The following is a 25,751-nucleotide window of genomic DNA, read 5'->3' on the forward strand; positions in this document are numbered from 1 at the left end:
GCACCACGCCTTCAGTAGCGGAGCAGGAAGGACATCTGATGGAAATGGAAGCCACGCAAGCACCTTAAAATCACCATAATACACTAAATCAGTAAGTTGGCAGCATTACCGCTTCCATAAACATAAAGGCTATGTATTAATGTAGGAAAACAGAAGGTTAACGATTTTACAACATGTTCCAGTACCCGCGAGTAGGTCGGCTGAAAGCTATTGTGATTTGGCAGAGCGATATATCCGTTACAATCAATAGCCATTATCTTTCACCTCTTTAGCGGGGGTTATTATTTTGAATTTGTCGGTCTTCGTAATGCTCAGTTATATAATTAAATGTCCTTTTTGCAAACGAACCTTTACCTGATAGTCCAATATGGCGAGCTTCGGAAGTTATACCGTTCAGAAACTTCCTGCTGCTCGCTGAAGCATATGGAGAAATCCAAAATGAAGCCTATGCCAGTTGGTATCGACATTGCCAAAAACGTAATGCAGGTTCACTTCGTAAATACAGATACAGGCGAAATTTTTAACAAGGCAATCAAGCGCGCGAAGTTTATTGAGTTTTTCACCAATCGTTCACCCTGCCTCATTGGTATGGAAGCCTGTGGCGGCGCACATCACTGGGCCCGGCAGTTAAGCAGGCTCGGCCATCAGGTGAAACTGATGCCGGGCGAATTCGTCAAAGCCTTCAATATCCGTAACAAGAATGATACGGCAGATGCTCAGGCAATCTGGCGAGCCGTTCAGCAACCGGGCAAAGCCGTAGCGGTGAAGACGGAGGATCAACAGGCCATGCTTGCCCTGCACCGGATACGTTCACAGCTGATGAAGTTCCGGCTGATGCAGACCAATGCCCTGCACGGTTTACTCTCGGAATACGGTGAAGTGATGCGTAAAGGACATGTCAGCCTCGTCAGAAACGTCCCCGAGATACTTGCCCGCCTGTCCGGACGGTTACCGGCTGTGCTCATAGACAGTCTGCGCGAACAGCTGGGTGAAGTGAAACGAACTGACACTCGTATTACGGACATCGAAAGACGGATACGCGAACTGAACAAAAACGATCCCGGCGTAAAAGCTATAAGCGAAATCCCCGGCGTAGGACTACTGACCGCCACCGCTGCGGTTGCCTCAATGGGGGATGCGGACACCTTCCGTTCAGGCCGGGAGTTTGCTTCCTGGGTGGGGCTCGTTCCGAGACAGACCGGAACGGGCGGGAAGATCCAGTTGCTGGGGATTCGTAAGCGAGGCGACAAGTACCTGCGAAAACTGCTGGTCAACGGCGCTCACAGCGTCATACAGAATGCCCGTGAGCCGGGTCCCTGGGTCACAGACTTGCTGAAGCGGCGTCCGATAAACGTCGTCTCCGTAGCGCTGGCCAACAAAATGGCACGAATCATATGGGCTGTGCTGGCGCACGGCAGGCCCTATCGGAAGGAAGCTGCTCATAACTGAGTACTTTCATTACGAAATCACAATGTATAAGCAGAACGTCAACAGGTTGCACAGGCAGTGTATGTAATGACAGAACAGGTCAGACCGGGACTCACTAAACCTGAAAGAAGTACCGAACTCCGGGTTCGCAGAGATAATTGAGGCGTGGGTCAGCGGATTTCATTAGGGTCAGCAGCCGCTTTCGCAGCTGCTTAAAGACCGGATATATAGCCGCAATCGTCCTGTCCGTCATGAAGTACAAAGCCTGGCAAACGGGAGGCGCTCATATATACTTCTTGAACGACGCAGTGGTCACCGTTACGGCGATCCCCAGCAGAACAGCCGCCGGCAACAACAGCAGATTGGGGTAGACTGCCGTGGGCCAGGAAAGGTACAGCATGGCGGGCACCACAGCGGCCGGTTTGACCAGCTTCTTGGCATGATGATAGACAAACGAACTTTCATACCCCGCGCCGTACCGCCGCAGATCACGCCGCCCCAGCCCCTCAACCAGCGCCACCACCACGACCAGCACAAACAACGGCACGGACAGCACCAGGATGGTGACGCGTACCAGGGTGATAATGCTTATCCATACCGTGGCCAGCAGGTATTCACGCAGGTAGCCGGCAAGCCAGCCGCTCCAGCTGTTGATTTCCCGGGTGACGGCATTGTCACTGTGCATCTGGTGTGCATACTGCCGCCGGACCCAGTCCAGGAAGCCACTGTCCACAAAGGCCCACTGATAGGCAGTGGTCACCCATCGAACGACGGTCACGGAAGGCTCAGACAACAGCAGGCTGCGGGTGAACTCTGTGGACAGCCACCCCAGCTCGGTGTTCATGACCGCTTCACTGTGCGCCGCCCCGGCTTCCGGCCAGAAGAAGGCGATGCCGATATATTCAATCAGCAGGCTCAGCAGCAGCGAGGACAGCACCACGCCCACCAGGGCCCATGGCCAGCCCCAGAGCAGATTATACAGAATGCCGTGCTTGCGTTCCGGCAGCGTCTGCTGCTGTGGGGGACGTTTTACCTCAGCCATTCGCCCCTCCTGTGACCGGCACCTTCAGGGCCGGACCATCCCGCCACCAGGATTCGCCGCTGTGATAGCTGCGCCGCATCTCCTCCGCTATTTTCTCAATACTTTCCGGCATCAGCACATCATCAGCATCCCCGGCAGGCAGCGGCATGCGGATTTTCCACAGTTGCCCGCCTTCCAGCAGGGCAAACGCCTGCCCTTTTGGCAGCGTCACGATATCGGCCGGCTCCAGTAGTGGGACTTTTACCGTCCCGACGCGGTCCTGGGTGCTTGAGGTGAAGTCCTGGTCTGCATTGACATCCGCCGTGTCCTGGTGCCCGGAGACCAGCGTTTTGGTGTAAATCTCCACCTGCGGCAGCTGCGTGGTCAGCAGCTCGGCGGTGCGGTTCTCCCTGACGCGCAGCATAATCAGGTTGTTAAAGTTACCCTGTACCTGGGCCGTCTTGGCCGCATTCCCGATGCGTGCCTCAATATCAGAAGACGTCTGGGTATAGGCCGTCACCTGCATGCCGGCACCGCCCCCTTTGTTGATGAGAGGAATAAACTCATCCCCCATCAGCTCGTTAAACTCATCGCAGTGCAGGTTAATCAGGGACTTCCCTTCTTTCCCGCCCGGCAGGCCCGCATTGATACCGTGTTTATAAATGTGCCCGGCCACACTCACCAGATCGGCGAACATGGAGTTACCGACCGCGCTCGCCACTTCACTGTCACTGAGCGCATCGAGCCCCACATACACCACGGCTTTTTTACGGATGATCTGTTCCCAGTCAAAAATCGGCCGCGTGTCGTCAATGTCCTGATAATCCGGCGACAGCAGCTCGGCGGTCTTGCCGGTGGTCAGTTTTTCCAGCAGCGGCAGCAGCGACGCCACGATTTTGTCAAAGTAAGTACGGTCATAACGTACCGCTGACCGCAGCCCGTCAAGGATGGGATCATAGAGCTTTTTACCCTCTTCTGAACTCAGGGCAACCTCAATGGCCCAGATACGTAAGGCATCCGGCTGACCCTGCATGTTACGGGGCACGTCGTCCTCTCCCAGCACCTGCTGATTATTCTCAATCTGCGTCTGCAGAGCCGGCAGCTGCGCCTGGATGATTTTTTCCGCATAGCGGATATAGAGATCGGCGATATTGTTCACGTAGCGCATGATCAGCGTGTAGTCAGGGCGCTCACCCAGGGCGACCAGCGCACGGGCGATGATGTTGACGAACCGCCAGGCAAATTCGCGGAATGCCGCGCTGTTCCCCTCACCCGACAGCTGACCGGCCACGCGGGACGCCACCTCTGACACGCGACCAAAACGCCCGACGGCATTATAACGGGCTGATATTTCAGGCCAGCCAAGATGAAAGATATACAGCTCATCCCCGCGCCCGGCCCGGTGGGCCTCTGCCCAGACGCGTTTCATCAGGTCTGCGTCGCCTTTCGGATCAAATACGATGGTGACTTCACCCCGCCGGATATCCTGGGTGACGAGCAGCTCGGCCAGCCGGGTCTTACCGACGCGCGTGGTGCCGTACACCACCGTATGGCCAACGCGCTCCCCCAGAGCCAGGGTGACGTCTTTTTCGTCGGGCTCGATGCCGTGCAGCGCTGGGTTTCCGCCCACCGGCGGTAACGGCCGCACCGGGTTCAGCGGCGTATCAGCACTCAGCAGCTTACCCAGCCAGGGCAGACGGTGCTCTGTCAGCATTTCGAGCTGACGCGCCCCCAGGTAAAAGCGGTTTGGCTGCAGGTAACGGGCCACTTCAGGGCGCAGCGTATCCTGCAGGCGCTGGGTGTGTTTCTGCGTCCAGCGGAACCCCTGGCCGAGAAACAGGCGACGATGACTGACGGGGATCTGTTTAGTGCTCATGACATAGCGCGGCAGACGGCGGAGATTCCGGCGGTAGCGAATAATCTTCATCCCCTGATGGGTGCGGGTTACTGCCAGCGCCGCAAACCCGGCAGCGGTGACATAGCTGACAGACGGAGCCAGGGCAACAGCCCAGGGTGCCTGCACACAGACATACGCCGCCATGCCCGACACCACGGCGGTATTCAGCTCAACAGCCGGACGCAGCAGGGCCTCAATGACGTAACGGTTACTCATCGTCTGCCTCCTTTATGATTTTAGCGTCGGCCCTGCGGGTATACGTCCCCTTTGCGGAGCCGGCTTCCCTGCAGGGCTGAGAGTGATAACGCAGGGCATCCGCCAGTAAGCGCCAGAGCACATACAGGACATTCGACAGAATGAAAAAAATGATCCATACGGCCCGCAATGACAGCAGGTAATTGTTCGCCGCGGTTTCTGTGGAGACGGCAGTGACGGTGCAGGCTACCGGCTTTGCCTCAGGCGGAGTCGCATTATCAGGCACCGGGCATTCCTCCCACATGTAATGTCCGGGCGGCGCGGTGCGCCATGCCGTTGCCTCCTTCTGCAGTACGTCGTTAAGGTCACTGACCGGATGGCCGAAAACAAGCCAGGCGAGCAGGAGGACACCGACGAAAGCGCAAGGCAGGAAAACGGCATGACGGAATAAACAGAACACAAGCCACAACGCGTAGCGCAGGCTGTTCAGGATGGTGTGCATAAGAGATTCCTCAGAGATACTGCCGGACGTCCTGACCGGCGAGAATGGCCAGCAGGCGTTGCCCGCTGATGATGCGCAGGCGCGGTGACGCCGTGCGAATAGTGCGGCTCATTTTTCCGGTACGGCCCGTGTGGATAAACAGCCCCCGGCGGCCGGACTGCAGGAGAAGCCGGTCGAAGTCCTCAACATGTGCGGGGGAAACAGCACGACTGTACCGTTTGGCCTGGATAAGCCAGTGCTCGCCGTCGATGATGACCTGGCCATCAAGGCCGCCGTCACCGCTGTAGGAGGCATTGCGCACCACGCTCAGCCCCTGACGTTCAAAGGCAGACAGCAACAGCTCTTCAAAGACATAGGGGCTGATTTTGCGCAGATAGGTCAGACGCTGCCCGTCTCCCGGCAGGCTGTTAAGCTTATTCAGTACCCGCCCCGCCGTTGCCCGGTATCGCCGGTGACGGCGGGTGCTGGCTTTCTCACGCCAGCGCAGGTTCAGAAAGGCCATCACCACCAGGAACAGGACGATCAGTATGACCGCCCCATAAGGGTGTGCCATCAGCAGACCGTTGATATCTGGCGCGCTCATTACGGCTTAACCTGCTGCGTCAGGCCGGTATCGGTGATGAGTACCGGATAATGCTCAATCTGCAGGCGACGGGCCAGCTCGCTCCCGGAAGCCGGGGCCAGGCTGACACCCGGTGCCAGTTCGCGCAGCTCGCGCACGGTATCCATGTCTGTGACGTTGACTATCATCCCGGCCGCATGCTGTTCAGCCAGCGCGCCGGCATTGGCCTTCAGCCATTCACGGGACAGAGCATCATCCCCAATCAGAAACAACGCCCCAATACCGGGCAACTGCAGCGGCCGGTCTGCTGTATTCCCCGGGCTCAGTTCAGGTGTGTTAACGGGTAACATTCCCGCCATCCCGTCAGCCAGCGGAACACCGTGGCCCGGCTGGCGTGAAGGCTGTACGTCACTGACGCCGGGCATACCGGGCTGTTTATTAACGGCCTCAAAATACGGCGCAGCATCCTGACCGCCCAGATCAGCAATCACGTTCAGTTCAGCATGGCCGGTCAGGGGAAGGAGGGTAAAAAGCAGTAAGGACAGCGTTTTCATCAGGGTTATCTCCCGGGTTCAGTCCAGACGAAGCCTGGATCGGGGGTGAGCGCAGCAACCGAACGGGGCGCTTCAGCTGCCGGCGCAGAAATGCGGGGTGCAGGGCTGATTTTTGCCAGATGCCCTCTCACAATGGCGCGGTAACGTGCAGCAGGCTGACCACCTGAGGGATGGTGGTAGCAGCCGGCCGCATCCAGCCAGCTGCCTGACTTACGCGCCCAGCACTCACGCAGAATGGTGGCGGCGGCGTTCAGGTTGGTGTAAGGGTCAAACGCATCCCACGTCGAGGCAAAATGATGACCGTTCCAGCCCAGATTGACCTGGGCAATACCGACATCGATGCGCTTAAGCGGGTGACGCTTCATAAAGACCTGCAGCGCCTGCCAGGCCTGCAGGCGCGTCTCATAGCGATACCCTTTGCCTGCCACATTGATGGTCCAGGGCCATGGCCGCACGCCACGGGGAAGTTTGCGCGAAGACTCGCTCAGTGAGACTGAGTAAAGCGCTTCCGGGGGCACGCCATGCGCCATGGCCACGCGGACGTAACCCTCCGGCACCGTCTGGTCAGCATGGCCTTCAGGGACGGCCGCCATCAGTAAGCCCAGCGCCAGCGCGCCGGTCAGAATGCTGCGATTGCCCATTTACCGTCTCCCGCCTGCTGCAGTAAAACCGGCATCAGGCCGTTACCAAAGCGCATCCACCGGCCGCCGTCGTGGTTAAGCGTGATCTGGCGCTTGCGGACCTTTTCCACGGGAATGTGATGGTCCCGCGCCCAGCTGCGAAGCGCATCATCACTGCCCTGGCTGTCGACCAGATAGATGTCCACCGGCCGGTTGTCAGCCAGCACGGCAGACAGTTTCGCGTCGCAGGTTGCGCAGTCTTTTGACCTGACGAACAGCGCCAGCCGGCCGCCACTGTCGTGCGCCACGCCGGAGGCGTTCCCCATATTGACCGGCAGTGTGCCCGGATACAGGCGCTGCCAGGCCGCGTTCACCTCACGCTGGAAATCAAGCTCCTTCCGGGTGCGGGCAAACTCTTCCTTCACCCACTTTTCAGCAAACTTACGGCGCTCTGCCGGCGTCTGCGCCTCGATACCGAGGGTGGAAAGCGGATCGAGACCCGGCGACTGGGTACCCCGGGGTCCCTTCATCAGCTGCTGATAACGCTGATAATCGTCGGCACTGAGTCCCCACTGACCGGCCTGCTGCTGCAGGTTTTGCTGTGCGGAGTCCGCCCGTTGTGTTGATTCCTGTCGGCTGACATCCGTCTGTCCTGATGTGGTCGCGGCCAGGGTCAGGGGACTCAGCAGCATGGCGGCTAAAAAGGTGTGTTTCAGTTTCATCATTCGCTCCGTTATTCTGCTCTGAGCACGGACAGGCGGCCGTTAACCCGAAACGTCGCCTCACCATAACCGGCACTGACCAGCGTCCAGCCGGCAACGGTTTCGCCCTCTCCGACCAGGGCCACCTGCGACAGGCTGCTGTAGCCCCGGGGCGCGATGGCAGCCCAGGACTCTGCCCCCCGCTTCTCCACGCCAGTCAGCACAAAAGGCGCAGTGCGGGCCACGCGAAGGGACGGAGCAGCACGACGCGTGTCAGCGGGACGGGGCTTTTTTGCAGCAGGCGCGTTTTTTTTGACCGGTGCGGCGACAGGTGCGGCGGGTGCGGGTGCCGGCTGTGATTTCAGCGCTGTCAGCTGCTCAGTCAGCGCACTCAGGCGGGTTTCCAGCCCCTGCTGGGCGTCCTGAAGGGGTCGCAATGACTGACGCACGGCGTCGTCGCTGCCGGCCTGTTTCGCAGCAGCGCTCAGCTCCTGCTGCATCTCGCCAAGTTTTTTCCGGGTATCCTGCAGGCCGGTTTTGAGCGTGGTCACATCTGACTGCAGGGCCGCGACTGTCTCAACAGTGGCCGCTGTACTGCCCTGAGATTCAAGGCGTGCAAGGCGTTCATCAAGGTTCGATATGCCCAGACTGAAGGCGGTGTAGCCCAGCGCCAGAATGCCGGCCAGCGCCACACCGCTGGCAGCGCCCCAGATGAGGCGGCGGCGGGGACGCCAGCTGAATCTTTTACGGGCCGGCGCAGGGTCAGTATGGAATGGTTGCTGTTCGCTCATTTTCTCAGAAACCCTCCGCTGACAGGTTTAACGGGGACGGACTGCGGGGCGCTGATGGCCGGTTGTGACACGGCTGACGGCGCAGGCGTGGACCAGGTACTGACCGGCGGCGGAAGCTGGGAGACCGGCAGCTGGTAGCCGTCGCGCAGGCTGTGGCAGACCACCCGCTGAACATCATCCACCTCAAGCTGCCAGGCCGGACCGGCCAGGACCTGCAGGGCAGTACGCAGGCGCATCGGGCCCAGCTGGTACTGGACCGCCGGCAATGCCTGGCGGTAAAGCACGCCGTTGGCGGAGCCTGTCGCGCACAGGGAATAACCGGACTGGCGCAGGGCGTAACGCAGCGCATCCGCCACGGTAGGATGCAGGGATGACGGGATACGGATATCAATAATCTGCGAGAGAGGGTCACGCTGGGCCGCCTGCGGATCGGTGCTGACCAGCAGATAACGATCGTAGCGCACCACATCCGGCGTCCGCGCATACTCGTCCGGAGAGACCGGCTGAACGTTGCGGGTGACGGTGGTGCCGGGTGTCGGGTCGGCAGGCGCACGCTGTTGCAACTTTTGCGGCTGGGAAACACAGCCCGCAAGGAGCAGCAGGGGAAGAACAGTGGCAAGCCTGCCTAGTGAAAATACGTTGTGAGAGGTGTTACGTTTCATCCGGAATTTTCCTGTACAGTGATAAAACAGCCCTCACTGTGCGGAATCGGTCCGGTTTCACTCAATTAACAATTGATTTTCCGTTGATGAAAAAAAACGCCGGCAAAAGCCAGCGTTTTTCACTAATAGCGCGCTGTCAGGCTACTTTATGGGGACGATGGGTCACATCGCCGCGGCCTTCAAGCAAACCCGCAATAGAAATGTCTTCGTCCAGCGCGTCCCAGTGGATACCACGGGGACTCAGTTCATAGCTGTTAAGCTGTTCAGTTGAAGCATGCAATAGGCGTGGAAACCATGCCAGCGGCACACCGATGGTACGGGCGTCGTTGAGTTCAACCCACATCGTGGCCTCATCGAAGCTGACCCGTTTAGCTGAAATAGTCATTCCAGGCCTCCAGAAACAATGCTTGGTTATCATCAACGATCCCCGTCAGTTCTTTTAATACCCGTGAATTAAACCCATCGTTACTGGCCAGTGCCACTGATGGCGTTAACCAGAATTTGGCTTCACTACCTGCTTGCATTACGTGAATGTGTGCAGGTTCGAGCGGGTTACCTTCATTAGAATAAAAAAAGAACCGGAAACCGTTGATCCTCAGTATAACAGGCATGTCAGTTATCCTTAAATGCTGACCGGATTATGTGTAAGTTCAGAGCAACTGCCATAAAGGCTGTTCAGAGTGCATGGATTGCCGATTTTGGTACTCCATACCCGAATCCAATGAACGGTATATCGTCATCGAAGTCCATCGGTGGCGCACCGGCACTGCTGCCGGAAGCCTGGCCACTGTGAGTCGGTCCGGAAGGTTGCTGAGGCTGGCCCCAGTCATTCCGGGAAGACGTATTCTGACCGCTGCCGGACTGGCGACCGCCAAGCATCTGCATAGTGCCACCAATGTTTACCACCACCTCTGTGATGTATTTCTCCTGGCCGGACTGATCGGTCCATTTGCGTGTGCGCAGCTGGCCCTCGATGTAAACCTGGGAGCCTTTGCGCATATATTCACCCGCAATTTCTGCCAGCTTGCCGAAAATAACCACTCGGTGCCATTCGGTCACTTCTTTCTGTTCACCGGACTGCTTATCACGCCAGCTCTCAGACGTGGCCAGAGAAAGGGTGGCAACTGCACTGCCATTGGGAATATAACGCACTTCAGGATCCTGGCCGAGATTACCGACAAGAATCACCTTGTTAACGCCGCGTGAGGACATAATCATTTCTCCTGTAAAATAAAGAAACACCCCGCGGACGGGGTGTGTCAGGTGCGCATCGGAATGAGTTTTCTGCGTAGTTTTGTTGTGCGGCAGAGCCATTCTGCGGCGGCACGGAGTCAGATTTTTCAGTCTTGTAGACCATGTCCTGGCCTATTTTGATCCAGTCCACCTTTATCAGGCGGGCTTTCAGACTGACACGCTGTTCACCGGCATGCTCGCCCTTGTTCAGCGTAAATATGTCCGTGGACGGATTACTCAGGTTAAAGCCCAGCAGGACTTTTTTGTCTTCATCGACGGCTTTCTGGCAGCGGGCGATAAGGCTGGTAGCCTCTTTACCTGCGACAGAAATGTCAAAACGGACGTAGGCCGGATTGTCAGTCGGACCGCTCAGTGCATTGATTACGCAGCTGAGGAACGAGCCATTCTGATGGTTAACCTGGCGGATGTTGCTGAGATACCCGATGCCTTTAATAGTCAGGTTGAAGTACTCAGATTTTGCAGATGCAGAAGTATTGTTTGCAGACATGATGTTTTCTCCATGGAGGTAAAAATAGGTACGACGGAGAAACCATCTGCCCTGACGGGAGTGGTTTCCCGTCGGGGGTCAGGATCGGTTGAATCCTGAGAGTCTGGTATGTTGAAGGAACCTTCATCGCCGCGTCGTAATGCGCTTGTACAGGCGATATCTGCTTTCAAAGGTGCGCAGATGTACCAAAGTTTGCTCCCTTTCAGGTTACAGGAGCTTTAGCTGTAGCCACCCGAAGGCGATTCTCACAGGCTACTGAATCATTGGTGGTCGTATGAACGACGGTTTAGCACTTTTATAATTAAACCGTCCTCCCGGAATGTCAACGGTCAAAATGGAAAACGTGATCCGTAAAAATAAAAGGGCACCGTTTCCGGTGCCCTGGGGTCGGTGCCTTAACCTGCGGTCGTCTCATCTGTCTCCGGGGAATAATCCCGACGCGGTTTTCACGGAGTGCATGCGTCTTACAGGTCAGTTAGTGTGCAATAACTTCCTGCCAGGCCTGCTGGGGGTAAATCCCGTTAAAGTTTACCTTACAGCACCGTGGCCAGCGGGGCACCTATGCATCAAAGCCTGGCAACAATAGCAGAACCCGGCCCGGGGTTGTACAGTGAAATAGTTCAATACTGCGCGGATTATTCTGTTTTAGCCTTAACCGATGTTTTTTTACGCTTCGCTGCTTTCTTCTTACCTGTACTGATAATTCCCTCACATTCCGGATAGCGTATGCACCCCCAAAAATCACCATTTTTACCTTTACGTTTACGCGTGGGTCCTTTGCATAACGGGCAGGGAGGCGTGACGGGAGCAGTAATTTTCACACTGTCCTGGCGGCCTTTTTCGACAAGGTGACGGGTCCACTGCAGCTGCTTTTGCATAAAGACCGCAAGCGACATTTTCCCCTGCGAAATATCATCCAGTGCCTGCTCCCATAATGCGGTCATGCCCGGGCTCGTCAGCGTTTCCGGCAGGGCCGCAATCAGCTCCCGGGCCATCTGCGTTGAGTGGATGTGCTTCCCTTTTTTCTCCAGATAGTGTCGTTTGAAGAGGGTTTCAAGCACAGCCGCACGCGTCGCCTCTGTGCCCAGACCGGCGTTATCACGCAGCACTTTCTTGAGCTTGGGGTCACTGACGAAACTGGCCGCGTTCTTCATGGCAGCAATCAGCGTCCCCTCCGTGAACGGTTTGGGCGGACTGGTTTTCATATCCTTAACCTCAGAACCGGTGACAGCGCAAATATCCCCTTTTGCCAGCGCCGGCAGCGCCATACTGTCACCGTCGACGTCCTCTTCATCGTCATCTTTTTCAGCCTGGAACAATGACTTCCAGCCCATCACCACACCGACTTTCCCGCGTGTACGGAACAGCTGGCCACCGATATTGAAAGAGGCCTCCGTCACGTCAGATTCCTGCAGCGGAAGGAACTGGGCGAAATAATGCTGGCGAATCAGCTGGTAGGCCTTCAGCTCATCGGCACTGAGGCGTGACAAATCAAATGCCTGTCGGGTGGGAATGATGGCATGGTGCGCGGTGATTTTTTTGTTATTCCAGACACGCGAGACAAACTGCCTGTCCAGCTGATTCAGTACTGGGGCCACAGCGGGATCGGATTTTGCCACTGCCGCCAGAACGTCGGGTATTTCCTGCTGCATCGAAGTTGGAAGGAAACCGCAGTCTGTCCGGGGGTAGGTGGTCGCTTTATGGGTTTCGTAAAGTGACTGAGCAATGGCGAGCACTTCATTTGCGCCCATGCCGAATTTTCGGGAACAGACCTGCTGAAGGGTGCCCAGGTCAAAACAGAGCGGCGCAGCCGTTTTCTCCCGCTTCTGTGTCACCTCCAGTACCACAGCCCTGCCCTGCTGCTGACAAAGCTGTCCCACCGCCCGGGCTGCCTGGGGATTGATGCAACGCTTTTCCTCGTCACAGTACTGCTCAACGGGCACCCAGCCAGCCCGGAACCGGACGCCCTCTTTTTCAATAAGCGCTTGTACCTGCCACCAGGGCTTTGGCACGAAGGACGTGATTTCATTATCCCTGTTAACCACCATAGCAAGCGTCGGCGTCTGTACCCGCCCGACGGACAGCACTTCTGACACCTCTGAGTCACGGGCCTTAAGGGTATAAAGACGCGTCAGGTTCATGCCGATGAGCCAGTCCGCCTGGCTCCTTCCCTTGCCGGCATCATACAGCAGGGCTGTTTTTTCCCCCGGAAGAATACTGCTCAGTGCTTCCTTCACACTGGCCTCATCCAGGGCTGATAACCAGAGCCGGCGCACCGCGCCACTGTAGCGGCAGTATTCCAGCAGCTCACGCGCGATAACTTCTCCCTCGCGGTCGGCATCGGTGGCGATGACCACCTCAGAGGCCTTTTTGAGCAGCTTACTGATAACGGTGAACTGCGATTTTGTCTGCTCTTTGACGACCATTTTCCAGGCCTCAGGCAGCACAGGCAGAACATCGGCACGCCATGGCCTGCCATACTGCTCGCCATAGGCTTCAGGGCTGGCAGTTTCGAGTAAATGGCCGACCGCCCAGGTCACAACGATGTTACCGCCGCTGATAAATCCCTGCTCACGCTTGCTGATACCCAGCACGCGGGCAATATCCTTTGCCTGGGAGGGTTTTTCACACAGAAAGAGTTGCATGTGTTGCCTCCCGCATCAGCGTTTTTCACCCGCCGCAACAGCGCGGACATCATTCATCAGCTTCGTGACGCCGGACCCGGCCAGACGCTGTGATGATGATGAGCGATAGACAACATAGAGCCTGCTGCCGGACCCGTTTTTCTCGATTTCGATATCCAGGTGATCACGTCCGTTCCAGTCGGAGCCCATTTTGTAGTAGCTGCCCGGCATGGCATCCCAGACGGGATGCGCATCATCTTCAGCCGCCGCCTTCCAGTCCCCGTCATTTGCGGCCTGCCGCAGTGCTTCAAGCTCCTGCGTGGAGATAAATTTGTAATGGCGCTTCAGGCGGGCCGCCGCGGTATCCACATCGACCGGCACGGAGAACGTTTTATCGACGGACTGCAGGGCCTGTTGCCCCGCCGGGCTCATCAGAGGCATCCCGCCACTTTCTCCGCTGCTGTTGCCGCCCAACGTTTTTGTCAGGTTTGCGGCTATGTCACTGACCTGTTTATTAATCGCAGCCCAGTCCGTTGTTGCGCATCCGCTCAGTAAAAAGAAGGAGGTGAGGAGGAACACAGGGCGAATCATATCATTCCTCCTCTGCTATGGTGTTTTTAAGCGGAGGTGAGAACGAAGAACGTTTTTTACCGCTTAACACATCCGGATCAGGTTCGCCATTTCGCTCAATGGCAACAAGCCCTTGCGTGGTTTTTTCTGCAATATCACGGCGAGTCACTGCAAGTGTTCGGTAAGGCTGAATCACGCCATAGACCTGACGAACAGCATGGCCACCATTGTCCAGGATAGCGTCACGTTGCGAACGCGAAATCAGTCCGTAATGAAAAGCCTGGAAAGCTTTCATTGCTAACTGATCATATCCAACCAGAAGCCATACGCACCGGTATCCTAACGGTGAACGGCTGAAAACGCTGACATTTAACGGATCGGCTGATTCAACTTCCGAGAGCGTTACCCCTTTGGGTACGGCTGACAATATGGCATCCAGTGAACTGACGTTTTCATTAATTTTAAGTGTTGCTCGTTGTAGGGCTTCTTCGAGCCGTACCAGAGCCATATCGGCATAGGGATTATCTGCCGCTGAGTCTCGGGAAGCATTACCAGCTCGCGCAATGGCTTGCGGCATGCTGATTATTTCAGGCCTCTTTTTTTTCACCCCTGTCTCGTCCGGAGAATCACGTTTCCTGCCCTCCCAAAGCCGGATTGCATAATGTGTATGGAGCAGGATATTAACAGAGGACTGTAGGGCCCCCGCTCGTGAAGCGGTTGTTCCGCCCTTTGTTTTACCATCAGACATGTCTAACGCCTCTCTTTAGTGGGTAATGAGTTTTGACACGCTTGAGATAGTCCGGGCGAGAGGGGTATATGAACAACTTAAAACCAGATCGTCACCGTTACAAATTTGCAGAACCTTCATCTCTTTTATGGCGAAGAAGTATTGCCTGGCTTTCAACCAGTGTTGCCACTGGCAACAGTGCTTACTTTTTAGCCAGTGTTGCCACTGGCAACAGCGCTCACTTTTTAGCCAGCATTTTGCTGACAAAAGTGCAAGACTTCATGCTCCGCTGCCTGTAAAAATCTGCAATCTCATGAATTTATGATTTTTTCCCGAATTTTCTTCACCAGATCCCTGATATTTTCCTCCGATACCGGGCGGGCAGAGGCGCGTGGTTCGGGTTTCCATTGTTGCTGTTCGGGACGCTGAACTGTTTTTTGCCCGACACTGTCAGATATATCGCCACCCTGACGGGGCGCGTATAACCTGCCCTCACGCGCCTTCTTCATCACGGCCAGCAACCAGCCAACCGGGTTGCTGAGCTGCTGGCGTGCCATCACCTTTTGCAGGCTGAGCAGCACAAGTTGTGCCTGCTCCTCAGGCAACGCCTGCAGCTGTGCGGTCAGCATGGCAATATCTTCTGCCGGAACAAGTTCATGCAGACTGTCGGGAAGCACAGGTTTACCCGGTACGTACGTATTTTTATTCACACTGTGTGTGATACTACGTACGTAATGGTTCGGTTTCCGAACCCGGTCATAACCGCCTGTTTTTACTGGCAGTACGGATTCCGAACTCAGTGAGTTGTTGTGCCTTTCTGGACTGAGTTCGGTATCCGAACCCTGTTTTTTAGCGACGATTCCTGGCCGTTTATGACTGAGTTCGGTTTCCGAACCCGGTGCGGGACAGGGTATTCGGTGATGATGTTTCGACATCTGGCTGGGCGTCTGTGGGCTGTCCAGACGCGATTCGATCAGCGCAAGATGGCTGCGATAATGGCGCATGGTGGGGTCGTTTTTTATATCGTCGAGCACTTCGCGGGCGGTCTGGCTGATAGTCCGGTTTTTACTCAGGCAGGCATCCGCCACCGTATCAAGGAAGCGGGGGTCGAGCATTTCCGCATCGCTGAACGTCAGGGGCTCATCGTGCTGAGCATAGATATTCCCCCGCACCCGCCCTTTATCATCCCGCACACGTTTACAGAGGCTGAGCCAGCCGGTTATTCGCAGCATAAGCAGGACGCGGCTTACCGTTTCCCTTGAGGCTTTCCCCTTTCCGGGTGAGGCAAGCTGCAGCTGCAGTTCGTCATAGCTGGGGAAAACCGCCCCCTCATTATTTTGTGCATACAGCCGGATCATCATCCAGCCCATCTTGTCCAGTGGTGACAACCGCGTGTCGAGCAACAGCCGGCGGGAAATGGAATCTTGCACATTTCCGGTAAACAGCAGGCCGTTACGTATCCTGCCATCATCCTGCCGGGGACTCGCCTCAAGGCGGGCATTCATTTTATCCAGCGTATAAGCAATCAGGCTTTCTGCAGGCAGACTCATTATTTTTCCTTTTCGGCCGCCATCGCGGCCGTTCTGAACTGTCAGTATGCTTAGTACTGCACCCGCGTACGGGTGCAGGGTAAACAGGCTGTCATGCTGCTATTTACGTATGGCGCTGTTATAGCGTTCGTGGCTGAGAAGAAGCCATGTCCGGCCTTCGTTGCGACTCAGCAGACGCCAGAACGGGCCGAGATCGATTTTGTAGTAACCGCAGCCTTTCTCATCGAGCCGGGTGTAATTACGCGCCCCCTGCCGGAAACGGCGAACCTGACGTAACGCCTTCTGACAGCATTGCGGCGGCGTACCATGGGGAGCCCGCAGGCCCGGCGCAACCATCCTGTATTTCATGCCGTCTTCCTTACCGGCGTTCGTGCCGGAGAAGGCTGCCGGGTCTTGTGCCAGCCACGGACCGCATGCCAGACGGACGTCAGCGAGACGTTCATCTGTTCTGCAGCCAGCATCATTACGTCCAGCCCGTCAGCACTTTCCGCATCTTCAACGCCGGACTTTTGCCACTGACGCCACAGGGCGGCGTTTTCCTCATCACCCAGTGCGTTACCGCGCCCCGGCCGGACATCGATACCGGCAATACGACGGCGGGCCGCCACGTCCGTACTGGAGAGCCCGAAGTAATTGGCCATCAGTTCAATGGAGCCGCCCAGCGCCAGCGCCCGATCGATACGCTGGAGTCGTTTCTGTTCAGTCCGGGCCTGTTGTAGCATGCGCACCAGATTGCCGTGATTGATGCCCACACTGATGATCGACACTTCGCTGCCGGAAAGGTAGTGAAGCTCTTCGAGCGAGAGCCCCTGCAGCATCTGCATTTCCTCGCGGTTCAGTCCCAGCGATTCGCAGCGGCGCAGATAGCCACTTCTCAGATCCATAACCAGCTGCATCAGCAATCCGTTGGCAGCCTGAGATAAACTGTTCATCCTTCCCCCTTAATCCTGACGGTAACCAATGGCTGCCGGACCCCGGCCGCTCACACCCTGATGAAGACGGGCATTTTGTCCGGCTTCATACCCCTGATAACGTGCTGTATCCGCCCCGCGACAGGCTTTCAGTTCACGGGTTGTGACTGTTTTCATACTGCGGCTTTCCAGCCAGTGGCTCATCACCTGCTGCTCTTCGCTGCTGATGTCAGTCGCCGATATCACCTCACGCACCCCGCATACCCAGCCGTCACGGAACTGCTCCGCTCTCGCCCGGCGTGTGGCCAGTTTCAGCCGCTTACTCTGGGCTTTGAGATAAGAATTTGTGGCATCTTTCAGCTGGCGCGTCAGCACATCAAAGGCATAGGCTGCTATCTCAGGTTTTTCACTGAATCCGTAAAAGGTTACCGAACGGCGATACCCGGCAGAGGTCTGACGCCATGAGTAATAAGCGCGGCAGCCAAAGGCATGACAGACGCCCCGGACAAGGGTCACCATCCATTCCGGAACTTTTTCAGCATCCCAAGGGGCCGTGCGGGAAGACGCTTCGCGCACAGATGTAAGACCGGCGTCAAGCTCGCTGATACCGTATCTGGCCATCAGCTTCTGGGCACGCTGCAGGGCCAGTCCTGCCTCATGGGCATTACTGTTGCTGCGGCCCAGCTTCAGCAGTTTCCTGACTAGATTCAGCAGTCGCAACTGTCGCTGTGAGTTATTCATCACTGTTATCCTCCCCGTACGTCAGACCGCGTTGCAGCTCCCGAAGACGGCGCATAACGCGCATCAGGCGCAGCAGTTTCAGGGCATCTTCATCTGTCAGGACAGGTGCTTCCCCTTCACCCGGGCCGCCGGTGAAAAGCTCCGGCAGACCACACACTCCTGCCGCAGGATGCAGCGCAGGCGCTTCGCCGGTCAGGCCCAGCAGAAATGCGGCGGCTTCAGAACACACCTCACCTGCCCCGACGTAACCGGCAGACATGTCATTGTCGCGTTGAGGAAGAATTTCATCTTCGCAGCCAAGGACCTCACCCAGCTCCCAGGCCAGACGAAAAGCGGTATTCTGCAGGTGTTCGATATCGTCCTGATGGGCCGGCACATGCCAGATGCTGTCATGAGTCACCAGCGCGTCATCCTGCAGGACAACTTCAGGTTCTGGTGTTAAAAGAGAAAGCAGGCCATCCTCCCCATTGTCCTCTTCTCCACCATTCTCTTCTCCGTACCCATCGGAGAGGGTAACCAGCCCGCTAACATCCCCGCTCTCACCTGAAATAACCGGTGCCGCACCGTACATATCTGGCTGAACCTCATGCCGGGGGGGCTCATTAATCGGTGTTTCAGTAGGAGAAGACGCATTACCCGGAACGGGCGTTACAGCCCCTCCTGAGACCTCAGGACGTGAACTGGAGACAGGTAGCGGGACGCCTTCACTCTCATCTGAGCCTGTGGTATGCAGGGCGTGATCAGCATTAACAGGCTTGTTTGCGGCGGGAAAGGCAACCGTCTCCGGCTCGCCAAAGTGATGTCTGCGGTTGCGTTCTTTAGGATCGAGTTCCATCATCCAACGGTCATAGTCCAGTTCCGGATGGGGTAATGCCTGCAGTAAATCACCAATAAATTCATCGCGAAACATCTCCAGAGACCACAGTTCCGGGGAGTTGAAACGGCCACAACACTGGCCAAAAACGTCGCTGAAGGATTTGTCGCCTGTGTCTGAAATCAGGCAAAACTCACCCCACACGCGTTCCGCATCATGCCGGAGCGCCAGCAGCGCCGTTATCTGCGGCCTGCCGAGCCCGGACTCAAGCAGGTCTGGGATCCACGGATAAAGATATTTCAGCGCATCTTCCATACGGCTGACTGTTGAGTAATGGACTGGCAAACCTTCATGGGTCAGTAGCTCTGACAACTGACGCAACGAAACCGTCTTTCCCATCTGCTCTTCATATATAGAGCGGGCTTTATGGATCCCCTGCGCTTTTTCAATAAAGCTCAGCTCCCCGCGCACTTCATTCTCTGCCAGATGGCCGATAACACACTGCAGCCGTCCCGGCCACGGCTTGAACAACACATGGACGCGGAAAAACCGGTCTTCTCCGGTCTCCAGCCACAGTTCTGACAGGATCTGATAACGTGTATTCCCCCCGTCGCTGAAGATGTACATATCGGGCTCACCATCCGGGTCACGGGTGACTTTGGGTACGGTGTCCAGCCCGCGCGAACGGATGGAAGCCTTGATATCGTCATAACGCGGGTTGCGTGATGTTCGCGGATTATCAGGATTCGGGCTTAACTGGTCGAGCGTCAGGACCATGGGCATTTCAGCCGCCGGCATGACGCTGATATTGCCGGCCGCCTGCGACTGGCGTCCGGGCTGCAGCATGGCAGCCCCCACATTAGAACTTTTACGGCTCATGCCTGTTTCCTCCCGCTGCGGTAACCGAAGTCATAGCTGCCTTCCTGAAACTCCGAAAAGAGGGTGTAACGCCCGTCAAATTTGACTTTTACCGTGCCGGTTGGCCCCTGACGCTGCTTGCCGACAATGATCTCAGCCACCCCGGCATCAGGGGTGCCGGGGTTATAAACCTCATCCCGGTAAATAAACATGATGAGGTCTGCATCCTGCTCCAGCGCACCGGAGTCACGCAGGTCACCATTATTGGGGCGTTTATCGGCCCGCTGCTCCACAAGGCGGTTGAGCTGGGAAAGCGCCAGTACCGGACAGCCCAGCTCTTTACCGAGCGCCTTAAGCGAGCGGGAAATTTCCGCTATTTCCTGCGTGCGGTTTTCCTGCTCGGGGGAGCGGACAAGCTGCAGATAGTCCAGCATGATGAGAGAGGGTCTGCCGTATTTGCGGACATAGCGACGGGCGCGGGCGCGCAGTGTGGCCGGGGTCTGGTAACTGGTATCATCAATGATCAGACGGTTTTTCCATTCAATAATGCGACCGGTAGCCGCTGACACGCGAGCCCAGTCTTCATCATCCATGTTGCCGCTGCGAAGCCGGGACAGCTCTACCCGGCCTTCCATCGCCAGCAGGCGCATCATCAGCTGCTCTGAGGGCATTTCAAGACTGAACACAAAGACGTGATCGTCAGGTTTTGCGCCCACGGCCGCGGTGCAGGCGGCCATGGCCAGCGACGTTTTCCCCATGGAAGGACGGGCGGCCAGCAGAGCCAGATCGCCGGGCTGGAGACCACAGGTCATCGCGTCCAGTTCACTGAAACCGGTCGGTGTCCCGGTGAGGCCGTCACTGGCGGGCATGCTTTCCAGATGCGTCAGCAGTTTATCCAGCGCCTCGTTAACGCCGGTCTCACTGTTAAGCTGCATGGCTCCCTGTTCGGCAATGTTAAACAGCTTGCCTTCGGCCGACTCAAGGATGCCGGCCGAGCTGGCTTTCGGGGCCTGCACATCGGAAAGAAGACTGTTACCCACTGTCATCAGCTGCCGCAGGCGGCTTTTCTCCGCCACCACCCCGGCGTAAGCCAGGATATTGGCTGCAGACGGCGTGTTTTTACTCATTTCAGCCAGATAAGCAAAGCCGCCACACTGTTCAAGGTCGCCTCTGTTCTCCAGCCGTTCCGTAATAGTGATGAGATCGAGCGGTAGCCCTTCTCCGGCCAGCTCGGCCATGACGCGGAAGACCATACGGTGCGGCCGGGAAAACAAATCTTCCGGGGAGATTTGCAGTATCACCTCATCCCACCGGTCGTTATCAAGCATCAGGCCGCCTAATACAGCCTGCTCAGCCTCATAAGAGCAGGGCATCATTATCTCAGACATGGCGCACCTCCCGGGTCAGAACGTCACTGAAATGGCTCTGCCACTCAGGGAACAGTTCACACGCGAGGTCGTGCATGGTGACCGCTGCGGCCGGACCTTTGCGACGCGTTTTGTATTCCAGACGATGCACGGGCTGCTGCTTGACGTGTCCCAGTTTGAAAATATCCAGCGCCTCGATACGGGTATTGAGTAAACGATAAACGTCACGGTTGCCCAGCGCAGAGGCGTCGTAATGTTTTTCGTTAATGATGGCGGCAAGACCGTCCATTGCTTCACGGTCAAGCAGAGTGTTTTCGATACAGTTGACGAGAATGGAAATATCAGGAAGGCGGATACCGTAATTTTCATAGGTTTTCAGGCGGGTAAGCATATGAAGGGAGCCGCGGATAAATTCACGGACATCCGGAAGGGTGGGTTTAACAACGCCCATCACATTACCGGTAGAGGAAAGGAGGGAAAGTTCGGTCATGACGCCTGTTGCGCCTTTCGAATCCACAATAATGACGTCATAACGGTTAAAGAAAGGATGCTGAAGTATGTTACGCAGGCGCAGACGGCCGTCTGCAGCGTGGAGCATCGCGGTCGGCAACAGTTCATCCGGGTCGTTAGAGTAGATGACATCGAGATTTTTTATGGCGGTCTGCGAAATGCATTGCGTATGGTCACTGACCATCTGCATCAGCAATTCATAAAGACCGAAAGGGGATTCATGCTCCAGCGCGAAGATACTGCTGGCTGTGGGCTGGGAATAGTCTGCATCCACAAGGAGGGTGTTCAGACCGGCATCGGCAAGAAAACCGGCAAGGTAAGCAGCAAACGTGGATTTGCCTTCTCCACCTTTGGGAGAAATAACGGGAAGTATTTTCATTTTGCACACTCTTTACAGTATGCAAATACGCCTGTTTACAAACTATTAACTTTGACTCAGGGATTGAAAATCCCCGTGTCCTTGGTTCGATTCCGAGTCCGGGCACCATCATTCAGAAAACCCGCCTTATGGCGGGTTTTTGCTTTTGGAGAAACCGGACTCTCCATCGAACAACGTTCGATGATTCGGGCTTCGCCCTCCCCCCTCCGGGGCCAGCGCGGCAAGCGCGCTGTGCAACATGCCTGCGGCATGTTGTCCGAGTCCGGGCACCCTCATTCAGAAAACCCAGCCAATGGCTGGGTTTTTGCTTTTCTGCATCCGGACTCTCCATCGAACAACGTTCGATGATTCGGGCTTCGCCCTCACCCGCAAACAAAGCCACACCAGCCGCATGGCCTTTGGCTTTTTCTGCCTTATCCCTGCCTGCCCCTTTCCCTTTGTCACACTTCCGCGCCATTATCGTTATTCCTATTGCTCAGCAGAAGGCAGACCCATTATGTCGGAAAACAGTTATCAGCCCCCGAAAGTCTGGACCTGGAACCAAAGTGACGCCGGGACGTTCTCGAACATTAACCGGCCGATCGCCGGGCCAACCCATGAGAAAACGCTGCCGGTGGGCAACCACCCGTTGCAGCTCTACTCACTGGGCACGCCGAACGGCCAGAAGGTGACGATCCTGCTGGAAGAGTTGCTGGCGCTGGGGGCCACCGGTGCAGAGTATGACGCACACCTGATCCGCATTAACGAAGGTGACCAGTTCTCCAGCGGCTTTGTGGCGGTGAACCCTAACTCCAAAATCCCGGCGCTGTTTGACCACTCGGCTACCCCGCCGGTGCGTGTGTTTGAGTCGGGCGCGATCCTGCTCTACCTGGCGGAGAAATTCGGGCAGTTCATCCCTGACGATCACGCAGGCCGTACCGAAACCCTGAACTGGCTGTTCTGGCTGCAAGGCTCTGCGCCCTATCTGGGCGGCGGCTTCGGGCACTTCTACAACTATGCGCCGGTGAAAATTGAATACGCCATTAACCGCTTCACGATGGAAGCCAAGCGCCAGCTGGATGTGCTCAACCGGCAACTGGCTGACCACCGCTTTATTGCCGGGGAAGAGTATTCGATTGCGGATATCGCCATCTGGCCGTGGTACGGCTGCCTGGTGAAGGGCGCGTTGTATAACGCTGCCGAGTTCCTGGATGTGAGCGCTTACCCGCATGTCCTGCGCTGGGCTGAGGAAATCGCTGAGCGCCCGGCGGTGAAGCGCGGCCGCATGGTCAACCGCACCTGGGGCGAGCCGTCTGAACAGTTGCATGAACGCCACGACGCGTCCGATTTTGAGCTGCGCACCGAAGATAAGCGCAACCCGTAATCCGCCCCGCGTTAATGGGGCCGGTGCGGCACCGGCCCCCGTGGATCACGCCAGGTATTTTCTGAACCAGTCAATCGTCCTTGTCCAGGCCAGCTCTGCGGCCGCTTTGTCATAACGCGGCGTGGAGTCATTGTGGAAGCCGTGGTTCACACCAGGGTAGACATAGCCCTCATAGGTTTTATGGTTAGCCTTCAGCGCCGCCTCATAGGCGGGCCAGCCCTCGTTGATGCGGGTATCCAGCTCGCCAAAATGCAGTAACAGCGGCGCCTTGATGCGCGGCACATCCTCGGTTTTCGGCTGCCGCCCATAGAACGGCACCGCCGCGCCCAGTTCCGGGTAAGCCACCGCCGCCGCATTCGCCACCCCGCCGCCGTAACAGAAGCCGGTGATGCCCACTTTTCCGGTGGTCGCTTCGTGGTGCATCAGGAACTCGATCGCCGCAAAGAAATCGTTCATCAGCTTAGTCGGGTCAACCTGCTGTTGCAGCTCCCGCCCCTTCTCATCATTGCCGGGGTAACCGCCCACCGAACTTAGCCCGTCCGGTGCCAGGGCGATAAAACCGGCTTTTGCCACGCGCCGCGCCACGTCTTCAATGTAGGGGTTCAGCCCGCGGTTTTCATGCACCACCACCACTGCCGGTACCTTCGCAGCCGCTTTGGCCGGTTTGACAAAATAGCCCTTTACGCTGCCGTGCCCGTTGGGTGACGGGTAATGGAGATATTCCGGCAGGATGTCAGGGTCGGTGAACTCCACCTGCTGCGCAAAGGCGTAGTTGGGCGTCAGCAACGTGCCGAGCGCCACGGCGGACAGCCCGCCCACCACAAATTTTGACGCCAGGTCGAGAAATTCACGTTTGCTGATTTTGCCGTGCACGTAGAAATCGAAGTATTCGAGAAGCTCAGGCGGGAAATCTTTTGCGGTCAGTCTGTTCATGGCGTGGCCCTTTTCATCAGTGATGGGTGAAATAATGACCTGTGATAGCACATTTTTCCTGCTTGCTGGGGTTTATCACTCTGCTGCACCGCGCCTTGGCGGCCCCTGTGTTTCAAATCTGCTACGCCGGTCATGCCGATCTGCGGATTTTTGCCACCTGTAAGGGGCAAATGGCAGCCAGATGAAGGTGATTTCTTTCCGGGTGCGTCATGTTGGCATCCAAATAACAGAAACCTCTCTGTTTATTAACATGACGATAAAATATTGTTTACGGAGATCCTGCCATGTCCCCAGTTCAGCAACAGATGTACATCAACGGCCAGTTTGTTGAGAACCGCAGCGATAAGTGGATTGAGGTGATAAACCCCGCTACCGAAGAGGTGCTCTCCCTGGTGCCGGAAGGCAGTGCCGAGGATGCACGCCGCGCCATTGACGCCGCCGATGCCGCCCAACCGGCCTGGGAAGCCCTGCCTGCCGTGGAGCGCGGCAACTGGCTGATTAAAATCGCCGCCGGGATCCGTCGCCGCGAGCCGGAACTCACCGCCACCATCGTGGCTGAGGGCGGCAAAACCCAGGCGCTGGCGCAGACTGAAGTGCTGTTCACCGCCGACTATCTGGAGTACATGGCCGGCTGGGCGCGCCGTTATGAAGGGGAGATCGTGCAGAGCGATCGCCCGAATGAAAATATCCTGGTGTTCAAGAAAGCGATTGGCGTCACCACCGGCATTCTGCCGTGGAACTTCCCGTTCTTCCTGATTGCCCGTAAAGCCGCCCCGGCGCTGGTGACCGGCAACACCATTGTGATCAAACCCAGCGAACTGACGCCGAATAATGCGGTGATCTTCGCTGAAATTGTGGATGAAGTCGGTTTACCGGCCGGGGTGTTCAACGTAGTCACGGGTTACGGCCCGGTGGTCGGGCAGGAACTGGCCGCCAACCCGAAAGTCGGTATGGTCAGCCTGACCGGCAGCGTCAATGCCGGGATCGCCACCATGCAGGCGGCGGCGAATAATGTCACCAAAGTGTCGCTGGAGCTGGGCGGCAAAGCCCCGGCGATTGTGATGAACGACGCCGATCTCGATCTGGCGGTGAAAGCGATCGTCAGTTCCCGCGTGATCAACACCGGGCAGGTGTGTAACTGCGCCGAGCGCCTCTATGTGCAGGAAGGGGTGTATGACGAATTCGTGGCACGCCTGACGGAGGCGTTCCGCCAGGTGAAAGTGGGCGACCCGGCAGAGCAGGCGACGCTGGACATGGGGCCGCTGATCACCCAGGCCGCGCTGGAGCGCGTTGAGCAAAAAGTGGCGAAAGCCGTGGAACAGGGTGCAAAAGTCGAGATTGGCGGTAAACGCATCGGCGATCGCGGCTTCTTCTATGAGCCGACGCTGCTGACCGGCGTACGTGCCGATATGGCGGTGATGAAAGAGGAAACCTTCGGCCCGGTGCTGCCGGTCATGGCGTTTTCCACGCTGGATGAAGCCATCGCCCTGGCGAATGACAGCGAATATGGCCTGACCTCGTCGATCTTTACCCGTGACCTGAACGTCACTATGAAGGCGTTAAAAGGGCTGAAGTTCGGCGAAACCTACGTAAACCGTGAGAACTTTGAAGCGATGCAGGGGTTCCATGCGGGCTGGCGTAAATCCGGCGTGGGTGGGGCGGATGGCCGCCACGGGCTGGAAGAGTACCTGCAAACCCATGTGGCCTATTTACAGTATGAATAAGCGCAG

General features: G+C 56.8%; 27 protein-coding genes and 1 pseudogene. 4 read left to right on the forward strand and 24 right to left on the reverse strand.

The window, feature by feature from the left end:
* Nucleotides 1-438 precede the first annotated feature (438 nt).
* Nucleotides 439-1,449: an IS110 family RNA-guided transposase gene (locus tag JK232_RS08990; RefSeq protein WP_050310927.1), complete on the forward strand. Its 1,011-nt coding sequence runs from the start codon at nt 439-441 to the stop codon at nt 1,447-1,449.
* Nucleotides 1,450-1,711: 262 nt separating this feature from the next.
* Here JK232_RS08990 and JK232_RS08995 read toward each other — a convergent pair whose 3' ends face one another.
* The 16 genes and pseudogenes from JK232_RS08995 to JK232_RS09070 all read right to left on the reverse strand — a co-directional run bounded on the left by JK232_RS08995 (nt 1,712) and on the right by JK232_RS09070 (nt 14,616).
* Nucleotides 1,712-2,470 carry a TIGR03747 family integrating conjugative element membrane protein gene (locus JK232_RS08995; RefSeq protein WP_045282293.1) on the reverse strand — a complete coding sequence of 253 codons (759 nt, stop codon included), beginning with the start codon at nt 2,468-2,470 and terminating at the stop codon, nt 1,712-1,714.
* Entirely contained in the window at nt 2,463-4,562 is a 2,100-nt protein-coding gene (gene traD / locus JK232_RS09000; RefSeq protein ID WP_039187760.1) for a type IV conjugative transfer system coupling protein TraD, read from the reverse strand. Before traD ends, JK232_RS08995 begins: the two co-directional genes overlap by 8 nt.
* The gene (locus JK232_RS09005) at nt 4,555-5,043 is read right to left on the reverse strand and encodes a hypothetical protein (protein ID WP_039187761.1); all 489 of its coding nucleotides are present in this window, start codon (nt 5,041-5,043) and stop codon (nt 4,555-4,557) included. Before JK232_RS09005 ends, traD begins: the two co-directional genes overlap by 8 nt.
* Nucleotides 5,044-5,053: 10 nt before the next feature.
* The gene (locus tag JK232_RS09010) at nt 5,054-5,626 is read right to left on the reverse strand and encodes a restriction endonuclease (RefSeq protein WP_039187762.1); all 573 of its coding nucleotides are present in this window, start codon (nt 5,624-5,626) and stop codon (nt 5,054-5,056) included.
* Nucleotides 5,626-6,159: an integrating conjugative element protein gene (locus JK232_RS09015; protein ID WP_045282291.1), complete on the reverse strand. Its 534-nt coding sequence runs from the start codon at nt 6,157-6,159 to the stop codon at nt 5,626-5,628. The genes JK232_RS09010 and JK232_RS09015 overlap by 1 nt, the downstream gene beginning before the upstream one ends.
* A 5-nt stretch (nt 6,160-6,164) precedes the next feature.
* Nucleotides 6,165-6,800, reverse strand: a complete 636-nt coding sequence (locus JK232_RS09020) for a lysozyme family protein (protein WP_045282290.1) — start codon at nt 6,798-6,800, stop codon at nt 6,165-6,167.
* Entirely contained in the window at nt 6,779-7,501 is a 723-nt protein-coding gene (locus JK232_RS09025) for a TIGR03759 family integrating conjugative element protein (RefSeq protein ID WP_045282289.1), read from the reverse strand. Before JK232_RS09025 ends, JK232_RS09020 begins: the two co-directional genes overlap by 22 nt.
* An 11-nt stretch (nt 7,502-7,512) precedes the next feature.
* Nucleotides 7,513-8,271, reverse strand: coding sequence for a hypothetical protein (locus JK232_RS09030; RefSeq protein WP_045282288.1), 759 nt, complete (start codon nt 8,269-8,271; stop codon nt 7,513-7,515).
* On the reverse strand, nt 8,268-8,933 hold the full coding sequence (gene pilL2 / locus JK232_RS09035) for a PFGI-1 class ICE element type IV pilus protein PilL2 (RefSeq protein WP_045282287.1): 666 nt from the start codon (nt 8,931-8,933) through the stop codon (nt 8,268-8,270). The genes JK232_RS09030 and pilL2 overlap by 4 nt, the downstream gene beginning before the upstream one ends.
* A gap of 136 nt (nt 8,934-9,069) precedes the next feature.
* Nucleotides 9,070-9,318, reverse strand: a complete 249-nt coding sequence (locus tag JK232_RS09040; RefSeq protein ID WP_004115558.1) for a DUF2442 domain-containing protein — start codon at nt 9,316-9,318, stop codon at nt 9,070-9,072.
* Nucleotides 9,302-9,544, reverse strand: coding sequence for a DUF4160 domain-containing protein (locus JK232_RS09045; RefSeq protein WP_045282286.1), 243 nt, complete (start codon nt 9,542-9,544; stop codon nt 9,302-9,304). The genes JK232_RS09040 and JK232_RS09045 overlap by 17 nt, the downstream gene beginning before the upstream one ends.
* Before the next feature lie 64 nt (nt 9,545-9,608).
* Nucleotides 9,609-10,145: a single-stranded DNA-binding protein gene (locus JK232_RS09050; RefSeq protein WP_045282285.1), complete on the reverse strand. Its 537-nt coding sequence runs from the start codon at nt 10,143-10,145 to the stop codon at nt 9,609-9,611.
* 61 nt (nt 10,146-10,206) lie between these two features.
* Nucleotides 10,207-10,674: pseudogene (locus JK232_RS09055) on the reverse strand (STY4534 family ICE replication protein); the annotation flags it as partial.
* A gap of 635 nt (nt 10,675-11,309) precedes the next feature.
* The gene (locus JK232_RS09060) at nt 11,310-13,319 is read right to left on the reverse strand and encodes a DNA topoisomerase III (RefSeq protein ID WP_045282284.1); all 2,010 of its coding nucleotides are present in this window, start codon (nt 13,317-13,319) and stop codon (nt 11,310-11,312) included.
* A gap of 15 nt (nt 13,320-13,334) precedes the next feature.
* Entirely contained in the window at nt 13,335-13,889 is a 555-nt protein-coding gene (locus JK232_RS09065; RefSeq protein ID WP_045282283.1) for a hypothetical protein, read from the reverse strand.
* A 1-nt stretch (nt 13,890) separates the two neighbouring features.
* Nucleotides 13,891-14,616, reverse strand: coding sequence for a PFL_4669 family integrating conjugative element protein (locus JK232_RS09070; RefSeq protein WP_045282282.1), 726 nt, complete (start codon nt 14,614-14,616; stop codon nt 13,891-13,893).
* A 68-nt stretch (nt 14,617-14,684) separates the two neighbouring features.
* Here JK232_RS09070 and JK232_RS09075 point away from each other — a divergent pair, with 68 nt between their 5' ends.
* The gene (locus JK232_RS09075) at nt 14,685-14,894 is read left to right on the forward strand and encodes a hypothetical protein (RefSeq protein WP_127791593.1); all 210 of its coding nucleotides are present in this window, start codon (nt 14,685-14,687) and stop codon (nt 14,892-14,894) included.
* Between the two features lie 12 nt (nt 14,895-14,906).
* Here the strand turns inward: JK232_RS09075 and JK232_RS09080 are convergent, their stop codons facing one another.
* The 7 genes from JK232_RS09080 to JK232_RS09110 form a co-directional block, all read right to left on the reverse strand.
* On the reverse strand, nt 14,907-16,145 hold the full coding sequence (locus JK232_RS09080) for an STY4528 family pathogenicity island replication protein (protein WP_212589085.1): 1,239 nt from the start codon (nt 16,143-16,145) through the stop codon (nt 14,907-14,909).
* A 99-nt stretch (nt 16,146-16,244) separates the two neighbouring features.
* Nucleotides 16,245-16,493 carry a ParE family toxin-like protein gene (locus tag JK232_RS09085; protein WP_004115572.1) on the reverse strand — a complete coding sequence of 83 codons (249 nt, stop codon included), beginning with the start codon at nt 16,491-16,493 and terminating at the stop codon, nt 16,245-16,247.
* Entirely contained in the window at nt 16,490-17,077 is a 588-nt protein-coding gene (locus tag JK232_RS09090; RefSeq protein WP_020899225.1) for a DUF2857 domain-containing protein, read from the reverse strand. Before JK232_RS09090 ends, JK232_RS09085 begins: the two co-directional genes overlap by 4 nt.
* Nucleotides 17,078-17,086: 9 nt before the next feature.
* Complete coding sequence (locus JK232_RS09095; RefSeq protein ID WP_045282280.1) at nt 17,087-17,797, reverse strand: DUF2786 domain-containing protein; 711 nt, start codon at nt 17,795-17,797, stop codon at nt 17,087-17,089.
* Nucleotides 17,790-19,490, reverse strand: coding sequence for a ParB family protein (locus JK232_RS09100; protein ID WP_039187764.1), 1,701 nt, complete (start codon nt 19,488-19,490; stop codon nt 17,790-17,792). The genes JK232_RS09095 and JK232_RS09100 overlap by 8 nt, the downstream gene beginning before the upstream one ends.
* The gene (gene dnaB-PI, locus JK232_RS09105; RefSeq protein WP_039187765.1) at nt 19,487-20,857 is read right to left on the reverse strand and encodes an SPI-7-type island replicative DNA helicase; all 1,371 of its coding nucleotides are present in this window, start codon (nt 20,855-20,857) and stop codon (nt 19,487-19,489) included. The genes JK232_RS09100 and dnaB-PI overlap by 4 nt, the downstream gene beginning before the upstream one ends.
* Nucleotides 20,850-21,725, reverse strand: coding sequence for a ParA family protein (locus JK232_RS09110; RefSeq protein WP_045282279.1), 876 nt, complete (start codon nt 21,723-21,725; stop codon nt 20,850-20,852). The genes dnaB-PI and JK232_RS09110 overlap by 8 nt, the downstream gene beginning before the upstream one ends.
* Before the next feature lie 496 nt (nt 21,726-22,221).
* On the opposite strand from JK232_RS09110, the gene yghU reads away from it, so the two are divergent.
* Nucleotides 22,222-23,088 (forward strand): glutathione-dependent disulfide-bond oxidoreductase, encoded by an 867-nt coding sequence (gene yghU / locus JK232_RS09115; RefSeq protein WP_072927324.1) that lies wholly within the window; start codon nt 22,222-22,224, stop codon nt 23,086-23,088.
* Nucleotides 23,089-23,133: 45 nt separating this feature from the next.
* On the opposite strand, the gene yghX is transcribed toward yghU, so the two are convergent.
* A complete protein-coding gene (gene yghX, locus JK232_RS09120) occupies nt 23,134-24,021 on the reverse strand; it encodes a YghX family hydrolase (protein ID WP_072927409.1) in 888 nt (295 codons plus the stop codon).
* A 284-nt stretch (nt 24,022-24,305) separates the two neighbouring features.
* Here yghX and aldA point away from each other — a divergent pair, with 284 nt between their 5' ends.
* Nucleotides 24,306-25,745, forward strand: a complete 1,440-nt coding sequence (gene aldA, locus JK232_RS09125; RefSeq protein ID WP_101828373.1) for an aldehyde dehydrogenase — start codon at nt 24,306-24,308, stop codon at nt 25,743-25,745.
* Nucleotides 25,746-25,751 lie beyond the last annotated feature (6 nt).

It is taken from the genome of Nissabacter archeti (genome assembly GCF_018257325.1).
GTDB classification, from domain to species: Bacteria; Pseudomonadota; Gammaproteobacteria; order Enterobacterales; family Enterobacteriaceae; genus Chimaeribacter; species Chimaeribacter arupi.